The 19,047-nt window shown below is 73.4% G+C and carries 13 protein-coding genes; 4 read left to right on the forward strand and 9 right to left on the reverse strand.

The annotated features are described in order from the left end of the window. Positions 1-32: 32 nt before the first annotated feature. Positions 33-680 carry a maleylpyruvate isomerase family mycothiol-dependent enzyme gene (locus tag ML5_RS27560; protein WP_013477016.1) on the reverse strand — a complete coding sequence of 216 codons (648 nt, stop codon included), beginning with the start codon at positions 678-680 and terminating at the stop codon, positions 33-35. A gap of 234 nt (positions 681-914) precedes the next feature. On the opposite strand from ML5_RS27560, the gene ML5_RS27565 reads away from it, so the two are divergent. Both ML5_RS27565 and ML5_RS27570 read left to right on the forward strand, forming a co-directional pair. Then, positions 915-1,529, forward strand: a complete 615-nt coding sequence (locus ML5_RS27565; RefSeq protein WP_013477017.1) for a calcium-binding protein — start codon at positions 915-917, stop codon at positions 1,527-1,529. Positions 1,530-1,650: 121 nt separating this feature from the next. Next, the gene (locus tag ML5_RS27570; RefSeq protein ID WP_013477018.1) at positions 1,651-4,467 is read left to right on the forward strand and encodes a BTAD domain-containing putative transcriptional regulator; all 2,817 of its coding nucleotides are present in this window, start codon (positions 1,651-1,653) and stop codon (positions 4,465-4,467) included. A 5-nt stretch (positions 4,468-4,472) separates the two neighbouring features. Here ML5_RS27570 and treZ read toward each other — a convergent pair whose 3' ends face one another. The 3 genes from treZ to glgX are packed head-to-tail and all read right to left on the reverse strand — an operon-like array spanning position 4,473 to position 10,627. Next, entirely contained in the window at positions 4,473-6,206 is a 1,734-nt protein-coding gene (treZ, locus tag ML5_RS27575; RefSeq protein ID WP_013477019.1) for a malto-oligosyltrehalose trehalohydrolase, read from the reverse strand. After that, on the reverse strand, positions 6,203-8,503 hold the full coding sequence (gene treY, locus ML5_RS27580) for a malto-oligosyltrehalose synthase (RefSeq protein WP_013477020.1): 2,301 nt from the start codon (positions 8,501-8,503) through the stop codon (positions 6,203-6,205). Before treY ends, treZ begins: the two co-directional genes overlap by 4 nt. A 3-nt stretch (positions 8,504-8,506) precedes the next feature. Beyond that, positions 8,507-10,627 (reverse strand): glycogen debranching protein GlgX, encoded by a 2,121-nt coding sequence (glgX, locus tag ML5_RS27585; RefSeq protein WP_013477021.1) that lies wholly within the window; start codon positions 10,625-10,627, stop codon positions 8,507-8,509. A gap of 317 nt (positions 10,628-10,944) precedes the next feature. Between glgX and ML5_RS27590 the strand changes: the two genes are divergently transcribed. Further along, positions 10,945-12,342: a glycosyltransferase family 4 protein gene (locus ML5_RS27590; RefSeq protein ID WP_013477022.1), complete on the forward strand. Its 1,398-nt coding sequence runs from the start codon at positions 10,945-10,947 to the stop codon at positions 12,340-12,342. Positions 12,343-12,519: 177 nt separating this feature from the next. Here ML5_RS27590 and ML5_RS27595 read toward each other — a convergent pair whose 3' ends face one another. From ML5_RS27595 to ML5_RS32450, 4 genes are all read right to left on the reverse strand, one after another. Then, positions 12,520-13,803: a citrate synthase gene (locus tag ML5_RS27595; RefSeq protein ID WP_013286008.1), complete on the reverse strand. Its 1,284-nt coding sequence runs from the start codon at positions 13,801-13,803 to the stop codon at positions 12,520-12,522. 176 nt (positions 13,804-13,979) lie between these two features. Then, positions 13,980-16,025 (reverse strand): sulfatase-like hydrolase/transferase, encoded by a 2,046-nt coding sequence (locus tag ML5_RS27600; protein WP_013477023.1) that lies wholly within the window; start codon positions 16,023-16,025, stop codon positions 13,980-13,982. Continuing rightward, positions 16,018-17,433, reverse strand: a complete 1,416-nt coding sequence (locus ML5_RS27605; protein WP_013477024.1) for a methyltransferase domain-containing protein — start codon at positions 17,431-17,433, stop codon at positions 16,018-16,020. The genes ML5_RS27600 and ML5_RS27605 overlap by 8 nt, the downstream gene beginning before the upstream one ends. Continuing rightward, a complete protein-coding gene (locus ML5_RS32450) occupies positions 17,430-17,588 on the reverse strand; it encodes a hypothetical protein (protein WP_013286005.1) in 159 nt (52 codons plus the stop codon). Before ML5_RS32450 ends, ML5_RS27605 begins: the two co-directional genes overlap by 4 nt. Before the next feature lie 182 nt (positions 17,589-17,770). Between ML5_RS32450 and ML5_RS27610 the strand changes: the two genes are divergently transcribed. After that, positions 17,771-18,172 carry a VOC family protein gene (locus ML5_RS27610; RefSeq protein WP_013477025.1) on the forward strand — a complete coding sequence of 134 codons (402 nt, stop codon included), beginning with the start codon at positions 17,771-17,773 and terminating at the stop codon, positions 18,170-18,172. A 34-nt stretch (positions 18,173-18,206) separates the two neighbouring features. On the opposite strand, the gene ML5_RS27615 is transcribed toward ML5_RS27610, so the two are convergent. Then, the gene (locus ML5_RS27615; protein ID WP_013477026.1) at positions 18,207-18,932 is read right to left on the reverse strand and encodes a helix-turn-helix transcriptional regulator; all 726 of its coding nucleotides are present in this window, start codon (positions 18,930-18,932) and stop codon (positions 18,207-18,209) included. Between the last annotated feature and the right edge of the window lie 115 nt (positions 18,933-19,047).

The raw sequence follows: 19,047 nt of genomic DNA on the forward strand, positions 1-19,047 counted from the left end.
CCGTTCTCCCGCGTTGCCGCCGCCGGGCGTCGTCAGGCGGGCGCGCAGCGCTCCCGCAGCGCCGGCACGCCGGGGCCGGTGAGGTCGTCGCAGTAGGCGGCCCGCCCGGCCATCGCCATCATCAGCGCGAGCGTGGTGCCGCTGACCAGCGGGCCGGCGCCGGCGGTGAACGGTCCGTCGGTCGCCTCCACCCGCAGGCCGTCGATCGCGCTGCGCCCGGCCACCGTGAAGTCCCGCCCGGCGTAGAACCGGGCGACCGGCGTGACGGCCTCGACCGACGGCGTCCGTGTCAGGCCGAGCGGACGCCGGATGTCCTGGGCGTGCACGACCACCTCACCGAGCCACGCCTCGGTCGGCCCGAACGTCGAGGTGGTGCTGCGGATGATCCGGCGGAACCGGTCCAGCCTCTCCCCCGGGTCGGCGCCCTGGTGCTCGGCCAGCCGGCGGTCGTTGTGCAGATCGAAGTCGAACCGGGCGCCGAGCACGCTCGCGAGCCAGCGGACGCGGCCGATGCTCGCCGCCGCGGTCATGTGCGCCAGCGTCTCCTCCACCGTCCACCGGCTGCACAGCGAGGGCCGCGCCCACTGCGCCGCGTCGAGCCCGGCGAGATCGTCGGCCAGGGCGGCGCGCTCGGCGTGCGCGAGCGCCCACAGCTCGCTGCGGGTCAGCGTGTCGGACATGGAACCTCCAGAGTCGGGCCGTCGGAGGTTGGACCGCGCCGCCGCGGCGAACTCACCGCTCCCCTCTTCGCCGATCTTGGAGTTGTGGTGGTTCACCAACCCGGCATCGGCGACATTCGAGGCGCCACAACTCCGAGATCGACGGGGGCGAGTCGGGTTCAACGTTTGCTGCACGTCCGCTGAACGCTCGCCGGTGACGCTTTTCGCATCCATCAACCGCAAGGGAGAAGCGTCATGTCACACCGTTTCCTCTCCACCTCGCGTGCCGCCGCCTCGGTGGTCGGTGCGCTCGTCCTGGCCGCCGCGGGCCTTGCCGGTGGCGCCGCCCCGGCGTCGGCGGCCTACATCGTCCCCGCCGACTGCGGCCCCTACTCCGGGGCGCCGGTGCCGGCCGGATACACCCTGAGATTCGCCGGCGCGCTCTACGTCAGCAACAACGCCAACGGCCCGGAGTTCATCATCGGCACGACAACTCGCAACGTCATCGTCGGAAGCGTCTACGACGACATCATCTGCGGGCTCGACGGCAACGACGACATCCAGGCCAACAGCGGCGACGACATCGTCTACGGCGGGCTGACCGGCGACGACATCTGGGGCGACCTGGGCAACGACAACCTCCACGGCGACGGCGGCGCCGACACCATCCACGGTGACCGCTTCATCGGGCCCAGCGCCCTGGACGGCAACGACCGCGTGGACGGCGGCAGCAACGACGACCACCTCTACGGCGACCAGGGCGTGGACACCCTGGTCGGCGGCCCCGGCTGGGACGACGGTGACTGCGGACCGGACGCGGTGATCGACGATCCCCGGCCCACCCTGGATCTCCCGATCAACTGCCCGTGATCCCGCCGGCACGGCGGTCCGCGCACCGGGAGACCGGGAACGCGGACCGTCGCGCTGCCGCCTGTCGGATCGTCGTCAGGCCCGGTCCGACCATCGCCGTCCGCGGCTACCGTGACAGTCCGTGGCGGTGGAGTTCCGGGTACTCGGCGACCTGGACGTCCGGGTCGACGGCCGGACGGTCCGGATCGGTCACGCCCGTCAACAGTGCGTCCTCGCCGCCCTGCTGGTCGAGCCCAACCGTGTCGTCGCGACCGAACAGCTCATCAGCCGGGTCTGGGGCGACGAGGTGCCGGACGGGGCCACCGCCACCCTGCGTGGCTACCTGTCCCGGCTCCGCCGGGCCCTGGCCGGCACGGACGAGGTCCGCATCGTCCGGCGCCATCCCGGCTATCTGCTCGCCGTCGACCCGGACCGCGTCGACCTGCACCGCTTCCGCGAGCTGACCGAGCAGGCTCGGCGCGCCGGGGACGACGCGACAGCGATCAGCTGCCTGGAACGGGCGCTGGGTCTCTGGCGCGGCGAGGCGTTCGACGGGCTGACCACGCCGTGGTTGGCGGCCTACCGGCAGACCCTCGACCGGCAGCGGCTCGCCGCCGCGCTGGACCGCAACGACATCGCCCTGCGCCGGGGCCGGCACGTCCGCCTTCTCCCCGACGTCCTGGCGTTGAGCGGCCGGCACCCGTGGGACGAGCGCCTGGCGGCGCAGGCGATGCTCGCGTTGTACCGGTGCGGGCGGCAGGCCGACGCCCTCGAGCACTTCCACCGGATGCGCCGCCGGCTGGCCGCCGAGGTCGGTACGGACCCCAGCCCGCCGCTGGCACAGCTCTACCAGCAGATCCTCAGCGCCGACGCGGCGATCGCGCCGCCGGACCTGCCGGGCGGCGGCGAATCAAGCGCGACGGCCACCGGCACGGCACGGGATGCGGGTGCCGTGCCCCGGCAGCTACCAGCGTCGCCAGGGGTCTTCGCCGGCCGGACCGCCCAGCTCGCGCGCCTCGACGAACAACTCGGCGACGCGGGACGCCCGGACGGCGTCGGGTCGCCGGTCGTGATCTCGTCCATCGGCGGTGGCGGTGGCGTCGGAAAGACCTGGCTGGCCCTGCGCTGGGCGCACGCCAACGCCGGCCGCTTCCCCGACGGGCAGCTCTACGTCAACCTGCGCGGCTTCGACCCGGCCGCGGACCCGGTGGCGTGGCCCGCGGCAGTGCGCGGATTCCTCGAAGCGCTCGGCGTCGAACCGGCACGCGTCCCGGCCGACCCGGACGCCCGGGCGTCGCTGTACCGCACGCTCGTCGCCGGCCGCCGGCTGCTGGTGGTTCTCGACGACGCCCGCGACACCGCCACGGTGATCCCACTGCTGCCCGGCACGCCCACGAGTGCGGTCCTGGTGACCAGCCGCCGGCAGCTGGCCGGCCTCCTCACCACCCACGGCGCGCGTCCGCTGCCACTGGACGTGCTGCCCGACGACGAGGCCCACGAGCTGATCGTCCGGCAGGTGGGTGCCGCACGGGTGGCGGAACACCCGGACGCCGTCGCGGACATCCTGCGCTTCTGCGGAGGTCTGCCGCTGGCGCTCGGGATCGTGGCGGCCCGTGCCGCGCTTCACCCCGAACTCCCCCTGTCGTCGGTCGCGGCGGAGCTGACCACGGCTGTCCACCCGCTGGACGCGCTGGCCGGCGACGAGGCGACGACGAACCTGCGCGTGGTGCTGTCCCGCTCGCTCGCGGCGCTCACACCGGCCGCGGCGGAGGTGTTCACGCTGCTCGGACTCGCCCCGGGCCCGGACATCAGCCGGGCCGCGGCGGCCGGCCTGACCGCCCGTACGCCGGACGAGCTGCGCCCGCCGCTGCGCGAGCTGGTCGACGCGCATCTCGTGCAGGAGCACGTCGCGGGCCGGTACCGCATGCACGACCTGGTCCGCAGTTTCGCGGTCGAGCGGGCGACCGGCGACCCGGCCGGTACCCGGCCCGCGCTGTGCCGGCTGGTCGACCACCACCTGCACACGGCGCACGCGGCCGCACTGCTGCTGTCCCCGCAGCGCGACCCGCTGACCCTGGCCCCCGCCGCGCCGGGGGTGACCGCCGAACGGCTCGACGACCTGGCGGCCGCGCTGGCCTGGTTCACCAGCGAACACCAGGTGCTCCTCGCGATCATCGACTACGCCGCCGGCAACGGCCTCGACACCGCTGCCGGGCAGCTGTCGTGGACCCTGGCCACCTACTTCGACAGGCAGGGCCACTGGCACGACTGGGCCACAGTGGCCCGCCGGGCGGTCGAGGCGACCCGGCGGTCGGGTGACCGTCCCGCGCAGGCCCAGGCGCACCGGCTCCTGGCCGGGGCCTGCTCCAACCTCGGCCGGTACGACGAGGCGCAGCGCAACCTGCTCGCCGCGCTCGACCTGTTCGCCGCCCTGGGCGACGACGAGGGGCGGGCGCACACCCACTTCGACCTCAGCATGCTGCACGACCGGCAGCGGCAGCCCCGGGAGGCCCTGCCGCACGCGCGGCGGAGCCTCGCCCTCTACGAACGGGTCGGCGGCCCGCTCAAGCAGGCGGTCGCGCTCAACGCGATCGGCTGGTACCACTCGCAGCTCGGCGAGCACCACGACGCGATCACCTTCTGCCGCCGGGCGCTCGCCCTGTCCGAGCAGGCCGGGAGCGCGTACGGGCAGGCGAACACGTGGGACAGCATCGGCTTCGCCCACCACCACCTCGGCGAGTACGAGCACGCAGTCGACTGCTTCCGGCAGGCCCTCGCCCTGTTCACCGACATCGGTGACCGGCATGCCGAGGGCATCGTGCTGGACCACCTCGGCGACACGTGGGCCGCGGCCGGGCGAGCGGACGCGGCCCGGGACGCCTGGCGGCGGTCACTCGCGCTGCTCGACGAACTCGGTCACGCCGACGCCGAGGCGGTACGGCGGAAACTGAGCACCTGAGGTGGTCAGAGCGCCACGATCGCGGCCGACTCCGGCGGCAGCTCGATGCCGTCGCGCATGACCGTGACGCCCTCGGACGTGGCGAGCAGCACCCGGCGTACCACGCCGGGCAGGTTGATCCGCTGCGCCCGGCCGGCCAGGTTCGCCACCACGAGCGTCTCGCCGCGCCGCATCACCAGGAACCGGTCGCCGTGGCGTACGTCGACCCGGTCGAGCCGGGGGTCGGACAGGTCGGCCCGGGATCGGCGCAGCGCGATCAGCCGCCGGTAGAGGTCGTACGTCTCGCGGTGCTCCGGCTTGTCCAGCTCGGCCCAGTCCAGCCGGGACCGCAGGAACGTCTGCGGGTCCTGCGGGTCGGGTACGTCGTCGGTGGCCCAGCCGTGGTCGGCGAACTCGCGTCGGCGGCCGGTCGCGACCGCCGCCGCGAGTTCCGGCTCGGGGTGGCTGGTGAAGAACTGCCACGGCGTGGAGGCCGCCCACTCCTCCCCCATGAACAGCATCGGCGTGAACGGCGCCGTCATCAGCAGCGTCGCGCCGACGCGCAGCAGGCCGGGCGACAGCGTGGCGGAGATCCGGTCGCCGGTGGCCCGGTTGCCGATCTGGTCGTGGTTCTGCAGGTACGCCACGAAGCGGTGGCCGGGCGTGCGCTGCCTGTCGACCGGGCGGCCGTGACTGCGGCCCCGGAAGCTGGACCAGGTGCCGGCGTGGAAGAAGCCGCCGGTCAGCACGTCGGTGAGGCACTCCAGGGAGCCGAAGTCGCCGTAGTAGCCCTGCCGCTCGCCGGTGAGCAGCGTGTGCAGCGCGTGGTGGGCGTCGTCGTTCCACTGGGCGTGCAGGCCGTACCCGCCCGCCTCGCGGGGCGTGATCAGGCGCGGGTCGTTGAGGTCGCTCTCGGCGATCAGCGACAGCGGCCGTCCGAGGTGCGTGGACAGCGCCTCGACCTCGGCGGCGACCTCCTCCAGCCAGTGCACGGCCCGGCCGTCCGGCATGGCGTGCACGGCGTCCAGCCGCAGCCCGTCGACGTGGTAGTCGCGCAGCCAGGTCAGCACGCTGTCGGCGATGTAGCGGCGCACCCCGTCGGAGTGCGGGCCGTCCAGGTTGACGGTGCGGCCCCAGGTGTTGCTCTGCTCGGTGAGGTACGGCGCGAACCGCGGCGCGTAGGCCCCGGAGGGCCCGAAATGGTTGTAGACGACGTCGAGGATCACCCCCAGGCCCTTGGCGTGGGCGGCGTCGACGAACCGTTTCAGGCCGTCCGGGCCACCGTACGGCTCGTGCGGGGCATACCAGCAGACGCCGTCGTAGCCCCAGTTGTACTCGCCGTTGAACGCGTTGACGGGCAGCAGTTCGACCATGTCGACGCCGAGGTCGACCAGGTGGTCGAGCTTCGCGATCGCAGCGTCGAACGTGCCCTCCGGGGTGAACGTGCCGATGTGCAGCTCGTACAGCACGCTGCCGGGTAGTTGCCGGCCGGTCCAGGCGGCGTCGGTCCAGCCGAACGCGGCGTGGTCGTAGAGCCGGCTGGGCCCGTGCACCCCGGCCGGCTGCCAGGCCGAGCGCGGGTCCGGCAGGGCCTGCTCGTCGTCGTCGAGCAGGAACGCGTAGTCGGTGCCCGGCCCGGCGTCGGGCACCTCGACCCGCCACCAGCCGTCCGGCCCCTGACGCATCGCGTGGTCGGCGGCGCCGGGCAGGCGCAGCCGCACCCGGGCGGCCTCGGGCGCCCACACCGTGAACTCGGTCATGCGGCGGCCTCCACAGAGTCGGTGGGTGCGAGGAGGGCGACGGGATAGGTGCTCAGCAGATCATCCAGGAGCAGCTCAGAACCACTGTAGACCCGCCCGGTGAACAAGTCGGTGCACTGATGAACGGGAAGTGACACCGTCGTGTCCCGCCAGCCGCCGGAGCGGGCCAGCCGCAGCGGCAGCCGGGTCGCCACCGCCACCGCGCCGCCCCTGTCGAAGGCCACCGCGTGCGCGGCGGCCGGGCCGCGCGCCGGCACCGGCCGGTAGCCGCCGAACAGGTCCGGGCGGTCGCGGCGCAGCCGCAGCGTCCGGGACACCACGAGCAGCTTGGCCGCGCCGTCGTCGGCCACCGCGGGCCGCCATCCGGCGTCGAGCCGGGCCAGCATGTCCCGGCGTACGGCGAAGTCGACAGGCCGCCTGTTGTCCGGGTCGACGAGCGAGTTCTCCCACAGCTCGGTGCCCTGGTAGACGTCGGGCACACCGGGCATGGCGAGCTGCACCAGCTTCTGCCCGAGCGCGTTGGACCAGCCGGGCGGGGTGATCTCGGCGGCGAACGCGGTGATCTGGGCGTGCAGTTCCGGGTCGTCGTACATCCGGTCGACCAGGGCGTGCATCTCGTGCTCGAAGGACGGGTCCGGGTCGGCCCAGCTGGTGGTGACCGACGCCTCCCGGGCGGCCTTCTCTGCGTACCCGTGCAGTCGCTCCCGCTCGATCGGCCACGCCCCGACGGCGGTCTGCCAGAGCAGGTGGGCCAGCGCGGGGTCGGCCAGCGGCGCGCGGGACATCCAGTCGGCGACCCGCTCGGCCCAGCGGCCGGGCATCTCGGACAGCACCGCGAGCCGGGCGCGGACGTCCTCGCCGCGCTTGGTGTCGTGGGTGGAGAGCGCGGTCATGCTCGCCGGCCAGCGGACCTGCCGGGTGGCGGCGAACCGGTGCAGCTCGGCCGCTGGTACGCCGAAGTGGGCCGGGCTGCCGCCGACCTCGTTGAGGGCGACGAACCGGCTCCACCTGTAGTACGCGGTGTCCTCCACGCCCTTGGCCATGACCGCGCCGGTGAACTGCGGGAACCGGGCGGCCAGCTCGTGGCCGGGGTCGCGCAGCCGGGCGGTGACCGCGTCCAGCACGCCGATCAGGTCGGGACGGCGGCGGCCTGCTTCGCTGCGGGCGGCGGCCAGGTGCCGGGCGCCCGCGGGCGGGTAGCCGCGGTAGACCGGGAAGCAGGCGGCCAGCTCGGCCAGGGCGGCGCGGACCTGCTCGCCGGGCAGCTCCGGCACGAGCGCGGCCAGCCGGGTCAGCTCGGCGGCGAGCAGCCGGGTGGCGGCCTCCAGCTTGGTGGCGTGCGTCAGGTCGGCCCAGGACGTGTGCCGCCCGGTCAGCCGGCCGTCCAGCGTGGTGAACTCCGGTTCGGCGTCCGGGTCGACGAAAAGCCCGGACACGGCGGCCAGCGCGTCGTAGCCGGTGGTGCCGTCGACCGGCCAGTCCGGCAGGTCCTCGCCGTACTCCAGGATCTTCTCCACCACCAGCCAGCTCGCCGGTGCGGCGGCGCGCAACCGGGCGAGATAGCCGGCCGGGTCGCGCAGCCCGTCCGGGTGGTCGACCCGGATGCCGTCGGCCTCGCCGGCGGCGACCCAGCGCAGGATCTCCGCGTGGGTGGCGTCGAAGACCTCCGGGTCCTCCACCCGCAGGCCGGCCAGATCGGACACGGCGAAGAACCGGCGGTACGTCAGCTCGGCGTCGCCGCGCCGCCAGTTCACCAGCTCGTAGTGCTGCCGGTCGTGCACCTGCCGGGGAGTGCCGTCGCCGGTGCCGTCGGCGACCGGGAAGCGGTGCTCGTGGTAGCGCAGCTCTCCGTCGACGAGCTTCAGGTCGTCGAGCGCGTCGGCGGTGTCGGCGAGCACCGGCAGCAGCAGCCGACCGCGGTCCCAGTCGATGTCGAACCAGCGCGCGTACGCCGATTCGCGTCCCCGCCGCAGCACGTCCCACCAGGCCGGGTTGGCCTCGGGCCGGGCCACCCCGGCGTGGTTGGGCACGATGTCCACGACCAGGCCCAGCCCGGCCGCGCGCAGCGCCCGGACCAGCCGCGCGCGGGCGGCCTCGCCGCCGAGCTGCGGGTTGACCGTGCGGTGGTCCACCACGTCGTAGCCGTGCGTGGAGCCGGGGGTGGCGGTGAGCAGGGGCGCTGTGTAGAGGTGGGTGACGCCGAGCGCGGCGAGGTAGCCCGCCAGCTCGGCCGTGGCGTCCAGGTCGAAGCCGGGACGCACCTGGACCCGGTACGTCGAGCGGGGGGTGTCGGGCATCGGTCAGGCCGTCCTCTCCAGGACCAGCAGCGAACGGTCCGGCACGCAGACCGTGCCGCCCGCCTCGACGAGCGTCGTCTTCTCCGGATCGGGTTCCGCGGTGCTGATCACCAGCTCCCACCGGGTGCCGAACTCCTCGCCGGGCAGCGTGAAGTCCAGCGGCGCGTCGTGCGCGTTGAACAGCAGCAGGAACGAGTCGTCCCGGTGGCGCTGGCCGTACTGGCCGCGCTCGCCGATGCCGTCGCCGTTGACGAACAGGGCCACCGAGCGGCCGAAGTCGTTGCCCCAGTCCTCACCGGTCATCTCCCGGCCGTCCGGGGTGTACCAGGCCAGGTCCGGCAGTCCGGAGCCGGCGGCCCGGCCGCCCACCGGCAGGCCGGTGAAGAACCGGCGGCGGCGGAACACCTGGTGCCGGTTGCGGAACTCGGTGAGCCGGCGGACGAAGTCCAGCAGCTCGGTGTCGGCCCGGTCCCAGTCGACCCAGGCGATCTCGCTGTCCTGGCAGTAGGCGTTGTTGTTGCCGCGCTGGGTGCGGCCCAGCTCGTCGCCGTGGCCGAGCATCGGCACGCCCTGGGACAGGATCAGCGTGGCCAGGAAGTTGCGCCGCTGCCGGTCGCGCAGCACACGTACGCCCGGGTCGTCGGTCTCCCCCTCGACGCCGCAGTTCCAGGACCGGTTGTGGCTCTCCCCGTCCCGGTTGTCCTCGCCGTTCGCCTCGTTGTGCTTGTCGTTGTAGGAGACCAGGTCGGTGAGCGTGAACCCGTCGTGGCAGGTGACGAAGTTGATGCTGTGGAACGGGCGGCGGCCGTCGTCCTGGTAGAGGTCGGCGGAGCCGGAGATCCGGGAGGCGAACTCGGCGAGCGTGGCCGGCTCGCCGCGCCAGAAGTCGCGGACGGTGTCGCGGTACTTGCCGTTCCACTCGGTCCACTGCGGCGGGAAGTTGCCGACCTGGTAGCCGCCGGGGCCCACGTCCCACGGCTCGGCGATGAGCTTCACCCGGCCGACCACCGGGTCCTGCTGCACCACCTCGAAGAACGTGGACAGGCGGTCCACCTCGTAGAACTCGCGGGCGAGCGTGGCCGCCAGGTCGAACCGGAAGCCGTCGACGTGCATCTCGGTGACCCAGTAGCGCAGCGAATCCATGATCAGTTGCAGTGAGTGCGGGCTGCGGACGTTGAGGCTGTTGCCGGTGCCGGTGTAGTCGACGAAGTAGCGCCTGTCCTCCTCGGAGAGGCGGTAGTAGCTCGGGGTGTCGATGCCCTTGAAGCTCAGCGACGGCCCGAGGTGGTTGCCCTCGGCGGTGTGGTTGTAGACCACGTCGAGGATGACCTCGATGCCTGCGGCGTGCAGCGCCTTGACCATGCCCCGGAACTCCTGCACCTGCTGGCCGAGGCGGCCCAGCGCGGAGTAGCCGTGGTGCGGGGCGAAGAAGCCGATGGTGTTGTAGCCCCAGTAGTTGCGCAGCCCCAGGTCGGCCAGGCGGTGGTCGTGCACGAACTCGTGCACCGGCATCAGCTCCACCGCCGTCACGCCGAGCCGCTTGAAGTGCTCGATCATCACCGGTGAGGCGATCGCCGCGTACGTGCCGCGCAGCTCCTCCGGGATGTCCGGGTGGCGCATGGTCAGGCCGCGCACGTGCGCCTCGTAGATCACCGAGTGGTGGTACGGGGTGCGCGGCGGCCGGTCGTTGCCCCAGTCGAAGTACGGGTTCACCACCACCGACTTCGGCATGTACGGCGCCGAGTCGGCGGTGTTCATCCGGTCCGGGTCGCCGCCGACCTCGTAGTCGTAGACCGACGGATCCCAGGTGATCTCCCCGTCGACCGCCTTCGCGTACGGGTCGAGCAGCAGCTTGTGCGGATTGCATCGCAGCCCCTCGGCCGGGTTCCACGGCCCGTGCACCCGGTAGCCGTAGCGCTGGCCGGGCTCGACACCGGGGATGTAGGCGTGCCAGACGTACGCGTCGACCTCGCGCAGCTCCACCCGCCGCTCGGTGCCGATGTCCCACTCGTCGAACAGGCACAGCTCGATCTTCTCCGCCACCTCGGAGAAGATCGCGAAGTTGGTGCCCATCCCGTCGTACGTGGCGCCGAGGGGGTAGCTCTCGCCCGGCCAGACCTGCATGTCGCTCCTTCGGCCCATGATCGTGAGCGCACCGGACAGGGGGAACCGCCGATGCGCACGCCGGTGATGCCCAGTCGTACCCGCCGTCAATCCACCCGTTCGGACCGTAACCGAATCCGCCCTCGTGCGAACGGATAGACGTTCGGGTGTCATCCGTCACGATCGCCCTTTTCGAGATGCGGACCGGCGGCGGATGGACTTTCCTGGATCCGGGCCCACGCGCGCGCGGGCCCGCCCGGCCGTTCGGCCACACCTCACCACCGCTCGACGCCGCCACCGAAGCCGGCGTGCCTCACCATGCATGGACGGAGATCCCCGTGACCACTCTGCGGGTCGGCGCTCAGCCCGCCACCGCGACGGACCGGCTCCACCGGCCCACCCTCACCTCCCGCCCGGCGCCCCCGTCGCCGGCCGGGTCCGCGCCCCGGACCCGGCGCATCCTGATGCTGTCGTGGGAGTACCCGCCGGTGCTCGTCGGCGGGCTCGGCCGCCACGTCCACGCGCTGTCAGTCGCCCTGGCCGCCGCCGGGCACGAGGTCACGGTCGTCACCCGCCACGCCGAGGGCGCTCCCCTGGAGGAGTACGCCGACGGCGTCCGCATCGTCCGCGCCGCCGAGGACCCGGTCACCTTCCCCCTCGCCACCGGCTCGCTGCTGGCCTGGACCATGGCGTTCAACCACACCCTCACCCGGGCCGCGCTGCGCGCCGCCTCCTCCGGCACCTACGACGTCATCCACGCCCACGACTGGCTCGTCGCGCACACCGCGATGACGCTGCGCGAGCACCTGGACGTGCCGCTGGTCAGCACCATCCACGCCACCGAGGCGGGCCGGCACCAGGGCTGGCTGCCCGAGGAGATGAACCGCACCATCCACGGCGTCGAACACTGGCTCGCCGGCGAGTCCGGGCGCGTGATCGTCTGCTCCGGTTACATGCGCGACGAGGTGGGCGCGCTGTTCGGCGTGGACGCCGCCCGCGTCGACGTGGTCCCCAACGGCGTCGAGCCGCACCGCTGGCGGGTGCCCGCGTCGGCGGTCGCCGCCGCCCGGGCCCGGTTCGCCGCCGACGGCCCGCTGGTCACGTTCGCCGGGCGCCTGGTGTACGAGAAGGGCGTGCAGCACCTGCTGGCCGGGCTGCCCCGGCTGCGCGACCGGCACCCGGGCCTGCGCGCGGTGATCGTCGGCGACGGGCCGTACAAGGCGGAACTGGAGGCCGAGGTGCACCGCCTCGGGCTGGGCGCCACTGTGAGCATGCCCGGGTTCCTCGGCGGCACCGACCTGCCCGCCGTCATGGCCGCCTCGGACTGCTTCGCGGTGCCGAGCATCTACGAGCCGTTCGGCATGGTGGCGCTGGAGGGGGCCGCCGCGGGCGCGCCGCTGGCCGTCGCCCGTACCGGTGGGCTGGCCGAGATCGTGGAGCCGGGCGTCACCGGGATGACGTTCGCCCCGCACGACCCGGACGGCCTCGCCGAGGCGGTGCACACGCTGCTGTCCGACCGGGACCGGGCGCGTGCGCTCGCCCGGCGGGCCCGCACCATGGTGCACGAGCAGTACGGCTGGGCGGCCATCGCGTCCCGCACGGCTGCCGCGTACGCCGCAGCCATCGCCGGCGACCCGGCGTTCACCGCCGCCCGCGCACAGCACCGCATGGCACACGGTCACCCCACGCCGCGCGTCCCCGAGGGCAACCTCCTCACCGCCGCCGGCTTGAGGTAAGGAAGGGCCCCCTGTTAACGCCTGGGGTAGAGGAAGGGCCCCTTATTAACGCCCGCCGCCCGGTGCACACGACGAAGGCCGCCGACCCGGCTCGGGTCGGCGGCCTTCGTGGTCCGCGTGTTAAAAGGGGGCCCCTCCTCTACCCGAGGCGTTAAGAAGGGGCCCTTCCTTGCACGCTCAGCGCTGGGCGGCGGGGACGTAGTCCCGCTCGGTGGCGCCGGTGTAGATCTGCCTCGGGCGACCGATCTTGGTCTCCGGGTCGTTGATCATCTCGCGCCACTGCGCGATCCAGCCGGGCAGTCGGCCGAGCGCGAACAGCACCGTGAACATCTTCGTCGGGAAGCCCATGGCCTTGTAGATCAGGCCGGTGTAGAAGTCCACGTTCGGGTAGAGCCGCCGGGACACGAAGAAGTCGTCGGCGAGCGCGATCTCCTCGAGCTGCACGGCGAGGTCCAGCAGCGGGTCCGGCTTGGCCATCCGGCCGAGCACGTCCTGGGCGGCCTTCTTCACGATGGCGGCGCGCGGGTCGTAGTTCTTGTAGACCCGGTGCCCGAAGCCCATCAGCTTCACGCCGTCCTGCTTGTCCTTCACCTTCTGCACGAAGGAGCGGACGTCGCCGCCGTCGGCCTGGATCTTCTGGAGCATCTCCAGGACGGCCTGGTTGGCGCCGCCGTGCAGCGGGCCGAACAGCGCGTTCACGCCGGCCGAGACCGAGGCGAACAGGTTGGCGTTGCTGGAGCCGACCAGCCGCACGGTCGAGGTGGAGCAGTTCTGCTCGTGGTCGGCGTGCAGGATGAACAGCATGTCCAGCACCCGGGCGACGACCGGGTCGACCTCGTACGGCTCGGCCGGTACGCCGAACGTCATCCGCAGGAAGTTCTCGACGTAGCCCAGCGAGTTGTCCGGGTACAGCAGCGGCTGCCCGATCGACTTCTTGTACGCGTACGAGGCGATGGTGGGGACCTTCGCCATCAGCCGCACCGTGGACATCTCCACGTGCTCGGAGTCGAACGGGTCCAGGCTGTCCTGGTAGAAGGTCGAGATGGCGCTGACGGCCGAGGAGAGCACGGCCATCGGGTGCGCGTCGCGGGGGAAGCCGTCGAAGAAGCGACGCATCTCCTCGTGCAGCAGCGAGTGCCGCCGGATCCGCTCGCTGAACTCGGTGAGCTGCGTCTGGGACGGCAGCTCGCCGTAGATCAGCAGGTAGGAGACCTCCAGGAAAGAGGACTTCTCGGCCAGCTGGTCGATCGGGTAACCCCGGTACCGCAGGATGCCGGCATCACCGTCGATGTAGGTGATGGCGGACGAGCAGGACGCGGTGTTCACGAAACCGGGGTCGTACGTGGTCATCCCGGTTTCCTTGAGCAGCTTGCTCACCCCGATCCCGGCGGGGCCCTCAACCGCGGACTGCACCGGCATCGACAGCTGCCCACCGGGGTGGTCGAGCTTGACTTCCGTCATCTGTTCCTCGCTTCGCCGGCAAGATCTTCGTTGAATTGCCTTCGCTTCTACCGTAATCACGGCGCGGAGAACACCGCTCGTCATGGTTTGAGGGTGAGGTGTGCGTCACCTGTTTCCCGGCCAGCCGGTCCGGAAACCGGATGGGAGCGCGGCCATGGGCACGCTCGGGAGGTCCGTCACGACAGCGTGAGCCGCCGCAGCGTCCCGTCGTCGCCGACCCGGTAGAGGTCGAGCCGGTTGGCTCCGGCGGCGAACAGACGGTCGTCGGCGAGCAGCGCGGCGAACCGCCGTCCACCGGCGTCCGGCGGCACCACCGGCACCACCGCGCCGACGGTGCCGTTGACCGCCACGGCCAGCCGGGTGCCGTCGGGTACGCCGTCCGGCACGGTGCCCCAGACCATCGCGGGCAGCCCGCCGCCGGCCGGGTCGACCGCGTCGAACGCGTCCCGGTTCGCCACCGTGGCGGTCCCGGCGACCGGCACGTCACCGACCCGGGTGCCGACGAGCGGGTCGACGGGAGGCGGCGGGAGCGGCGCGGGCACACCGCCGTTGACGGTGACCGGCTGGCCGGGGCGGTCGTAGAAGCGTTTGTCGGCCCGTTCGCGCGGGGCCGCCTTCGCCGACCGGCCGTCCATCCGCCAGGGCACCCGCATGTGCGTCTCGTCGGCGATCGTGGGCAGCAGGTCGACGTGCTCCCAGTTGCGGTCGTCCACCCGTCCGGCGCGCTGGCCGGGTTCCTTGACGAACATCGGCACCCAGGCCACCTCGTTCGCGGCGTGGTCGATGGCGTCCATCCCCCGGCCCTGCCAGTCCCGGCGGAAGCTGACGCCGTGGTCGGCGGTGACCACGACCAGCGACTGGTCGTAGAGGCCGGTGGCGCGCAGCGTCCGCAGCGTCTCGCCGATCAGCCGGTCGGTGTAGCCGAGCTGGGCGAGGTGCCGGGCGCGGGCCAGGTCGACCCAGCCGGCGCCGTCGTTGGGCAGGTCGTCCGGCGCCGCGTAATGCGCCCCGGACGGCAGGTACGCCCACGGCGAGTGCGGCATCAGCAGGTGCAGGAAGTGCAGCGTGGGCCGGGTGTCGGGGCGCAGCCCGGCCAGGAACGAGGTGAACCGGGCCGGCTGGTTGTCGTCGAGGGTGTCCCAGCGGAACTTCGGGTCGTCAGGCACCGGCTCGGCGGCGTCCAGCCCGGCCTCGGCGGCGGTCCGCTCGCGGTAGGAGTCCTCCGGGTCGATCCGGCTGTCCACCGGCGCGGCGATCCGTCCGAGCAGCCGGCCGCTCTCCCGGACCAGCACGCCGAGCCCCTGTTCCGGGGTGGTGGCCTGCTCGCAGCGGCTCGGCGGGCAGAGCCGGGTGATGCTCTCCTCGGCCTTGATCCGGTAGAGGCCGCCGAGCGCGGTGAACAGGTTGTCCGGGTACTGCGAGTAGTGCGGCGCCGCCCCCCGCTCCGGGTAGCGCCCGGTGAGCATCGCGGGCAGCGCGTAGGGCGTCCAGCCGCTGACGCCGGTGGCATTGCGGTACCAGGTCGACCCGCCGGCCAGCGCCGCGAAGTTCGGGTAGCGCTCGGCGTCGATCCGGCCGTCCGGACCGAGCAGGGACACCAGCGGCAACTCGTCCAGCACGATCATGACCACCGGCGGGTGCGCACCCGCACCGGCCACGCCGGCCGCGCCCCCTTCACCGCGCGGCAGCACCACCGCCGACGCGGGCGAGGCGAACAGGAACAACCCGACGAACACCAGTGGCCCGGCGGCGGCGACCCGCAGCACCCGCCGGGGCGCCCGCCACCGCCGGTGCGCGGCCGCGCCCGCGGCTCCGGCCGCACCGGCGACGACAAGCAGGGGTACGCCTCGAAGCGGCGTGACGTGCCGGCCGACCTGGACCGCCAGCGCGGCGAGCAGCAGTCCCACGAGCGCGGTGTGCGCGACGGACCGGGTGAGGCGTCCGGCGGGCAGCGCGAGCGCGCCGAGCAGCGCGAACACCATCGTCGGCGCGAGCGCGATCAGGGCGACCAGCAGCAGCACGTCGGCCCGGGAGGCGCGGTGGAACAGGAAGAAGTCGGGGCTGCGGCCGAGCACGTCGAGCAGCGGCTGGGTGACCACCAGCCCGATCAGCGCGGCGACCTCGGCCAGCCGGGCGGCCTCGGCCCGCCACCAGGGCCGGCGCTCCCGGCGGTCCGGTCCGGCCGCGCGTTCCCGGGGTGGTGCGAGGGTGTCCTCAGCCACCCACCACCACCTGGTAGAGCGTGCGGGTGCCGGACGGCAACTCGGTCCGGGCGACCACCCGGCCCCGGCGGGCCAGCAGCGCCTCGAAGGCGTCCCGCCGGTAGTCCGGGAACAGGCCGTCCGGCTTGTTCGCCAGCAGCCGGCGGGCCATCGGGTCGTCCGGGTGGACGAACTCCACCACCAGGCTGCCGCCGGTGGCGGTGAGCGCGGTCAGCTGGTCGAGCACCTCGGGCAGCGGCACGTTGCGCCCGATCGCCAGGTGGTGCACCACGGCCAGGGCCAGGACGGTGTCCGCGCGGGCCCGGTCGGCGAACGCGGCCCGCTCGACGCCGCGCCAGCCGCCGCCCGGCGACGGGTCGGCCAGGTCCATCACCAGCGGCAGGATCCGTGTCTCGCCCTCGTCGCGCAGCGCGCGGTAGAGCGTGTCGACCACTGCCGGGTCCTGCTCGACGGCGACGACGTGCGCGGCGTGCCGGGCGGCGATGCGGGCGTACCGGCCGTCGTTGGCGCCCAGGTCCAGCGCCGATCCTCCGCCTACGGCGGCCACCGCCCGGTCGACGAACTCCTCCTTGGCCTGCCGGTCCGGCACCGAGTACGCGCAGGTGCGCTGGTAGTCCGACCAGTGGCTGTCGCCGGGCCGGTGGTCGATCCGGCGGACCAGTTTCGTCAGCCCGCGTACCGTGGCCAGCGCCAGTTCCCGGGAGAACCCGGCGGCGCGCAACTGGGCGCGGACGTCGGTGGTGCTCGCGGCGGAGTTGCGGGCCTGCATCGCGCCGTGCAGGTGCACGTGGGTGGGCACGCCGGCTCGCCAGCGCCGGGCACCGCCGAACAGCCGGCGCATCTGGTCCGGTTCGACGCCGTCGACGCGGGCGCGCAGGAACGGCTGGAAGTCCAGCCCGAGGTGGGCCTGGATGAGCAGCGGGTAGAGCAGCGTCTGGCAGAACTGCCGGTAGCCGGCCCAGGGTTCGCCGTCGCGCAGTGCCTCGAACGAGCCGACGTCGATGAAGACCGGCCGGGCGCCGCGCCACTGCACGTTGTACGCCGAGCCGTCCTTCGTGGTGAAGCCTGCTTCCAGGGCGGCGCGCAGCACGTCCAGGTGCAGCAGCGCCGCGTCGCGCAGCATCGCGGACGACCACTCGTAGGGGTGCGAGACGAACGGGATCCGCTCGTGCCGCAGCACCGTGGTCCAGGGCGCGTCGACAGGGGTCGGGGTCAGTTCCTCGGTGCCGACGATCTGCCCGGTGCTGGTGGCCTGCCGGAAGAAGTCGGTGACGGACAGCGCCCGCCAGTCCCGGGCGGAGCGCTCGTCGAGCCCGCGCAGCACCTCATCGCCCCGGTGGAACACCCGGTTGCCGGGGTCGCGGAAGGAGCCGGGCTCGACGCGGACGCCGGTGTCGGGGATCGTCACGCCGCCGGGCCCTGGTCGGAGGGCTGACGCCGGAACCGGGACACCAGGCGGCGCCAGTAGAGCTTGGCGGCCACCGCCACCCCGGCCACCCCGCCGACCACCGCCTGCACGATGAGACTGCCGGATCCCGCGTCCAGGTAGGCCAGATGCGTCACGGCTACTTTTCCTTCCCTCGCCGGTCATCGAAGCACGCCCGGAATGCGAGCTTTATTGCTCGGAGCCGGACTTGTCCCTCACCGTAACGTCTCGGCGTCCGGGTCCGCGGCCACACCGGCCACTCGTCCCCCGTCCGATCCGTTCAAGACGGGCCGGGCCGGTCGCGCCTACCGTGGCCGGCATGACACCGCAGTTCGATCTGGTCGGGACCGTGGTCACCGACATGGCCCGCACGCTCGACTTCTACCGGCGGCTGGGGCTGCCGATCCCGGCCGGCGCCGAGACGGAAGGGCACGTCGAGGTCACCCTGCCGAACGGCGTACGGCTGGCCTGGGACACGGTCGAGGTGATCCGCAGCTTCCACCCCGACTTCGACCCGTCCGGCGGCAACAACCGGATGAGCCTGGCCTTCCGGTGCGCCGACCCGTCCGAGGTGGACCGCTGGTACGCCGAGCTGACCGGTGCCGGGCACCACGGCGAGATGCCGCCGTGGGACGCGTTCTGGGGGCAGCGGTACGCGGTCCTGCACGACCCGGACGGCAACGGCGTGGACCTGTTCGCCCCGCTGCCTGCGGCCGAGTAGACGCGAGGCGGCTCGCGGGCCGCTTCCGGGCCGGTCAGGTCGCCTGCGGGCGGCTCCGGGCCGGGGCGAGCAGCCGGGTCGGCGGCACCCCGGCCAGCTCCCGCACCTCGCGGGTCAGGTGGGCCTGGTCGGCGTACCCGCTGCGCACCGCCACCTCGGCGAGCGGCGCACCGGCGCGGGCCAGGTCCAGCGCGCGGCGCATCCGCAGGATGCGGGCCAGCGTCTTCGGGCCGTACCCGAAGAGGTCCCGGCTGCGCCGGTGCAGGGCGCGCGGGCCGAGGCCGACCTCGGCGGCGGTCGCGGCGACGGTGGCCCCGGCGGCCAGGCGGGCGGCGACATGCGCGCCGATCGGGTCGGGGCCGCCGGCCGCGCGCAGCCGGTCGCGGGCGACCCGGGTGAGCACCCCGGCGGCCTCGTCGCCCGGCGCGGCCAGCGCGGCCTCGACCCGCTCGGTCACCTCGGCGGCGGCGCGGCCCCACAGGTCGGCGAGCGATACGCGGCGGTCCCGCAACTCCTCGGCCGGCACCCCGAACACGGCCGGGCCGGTCCCCGGCGGCAGGCGCAGCCCGATCCACCGGTCCCCCGGCGCCGACCGCGACAGGTGCGCGGTGCGGTCCGGACCCGCGACCAGCAGCCCGGACCGGCTGGACCAGAGCAGATCCAGGCACCCGTCCGGCAGCACCCGCGTCTCACTCCCGCCCGAGACGCTGCTCCACAGCACCCCGCCCGGAACCCCCGCCACCTTCCACTCCCGGTACACCCTCCCACCCTCCCACCCCCCACCCTCCCCGTCGATCATGAAGTTGACGGTGTCGGCGCCCGGCGTGTCGCACCGCCAACCTCATGATCGACGGGGTGGGGTCAGGGGTGGTGAG

It is taken from the genome of Micromonospora sp. L5 (genome assembly GCF_000177655.2).
GTDB classification, from domain to species: domain Bacteria; phylum Actinomycetota; class Actinomycetes; order Mycobacteriales; family Micromonosporaceae; genus Micromonospora; species Micromonospora aurantiaca.

Bases quoted from the DNA above. Each gene is read 5' to 3' on its own strand.
- ML5_RS27610 (WP_013477025.1), top strand. From the start codon at position 17,771: ATGACACCGCAGTTCGATCTGGTCGGGACCGTGGTCACCGACATGGCC.
- ML5_RS27595 (WP_013286008.1), bottom strand. From the start codon at position 13,803: ATGACGGAAGTCAAGCTCGACCACCCCGGTGGGCAGCTGTCGATGCCG.
- ML5_RS27560 (WP_013477016.1), bottom strand. From the start codon at position 680: ATGTCCGACACGCTGACCCGCAGCGAGCTGTGGGCGCTCGCGCACGCC.
- treY (WP_013477020.1), bottom strand. From the start codon at position 8,503: ATGCCCGACACCCCCCGCTCGACGTACCGGGTCCAGGTGCGTCCCGGC.
- glgX (WP_013477021.1), bottom strand. From the start codon at position 10,627: ATGCAGGTCTGGCCGGGCGAGAGCTACCCCCTCGGCGCCACGTACGAC.
- treZ (WP_013477019.1), bottom strand. From the start codon at position 6,206: ATGACCGAGTTCACGGTGTGGGCGCCCGAGGCCGCCCGGGTGCGGCTG.
- ML5_RS27565 (WP_013477017.1), top strand. From the start codon at position 915: ATGTCACACCGTTTCCTCTCCACCTCGCGTGCCGCCGCCTCGGTGGTC.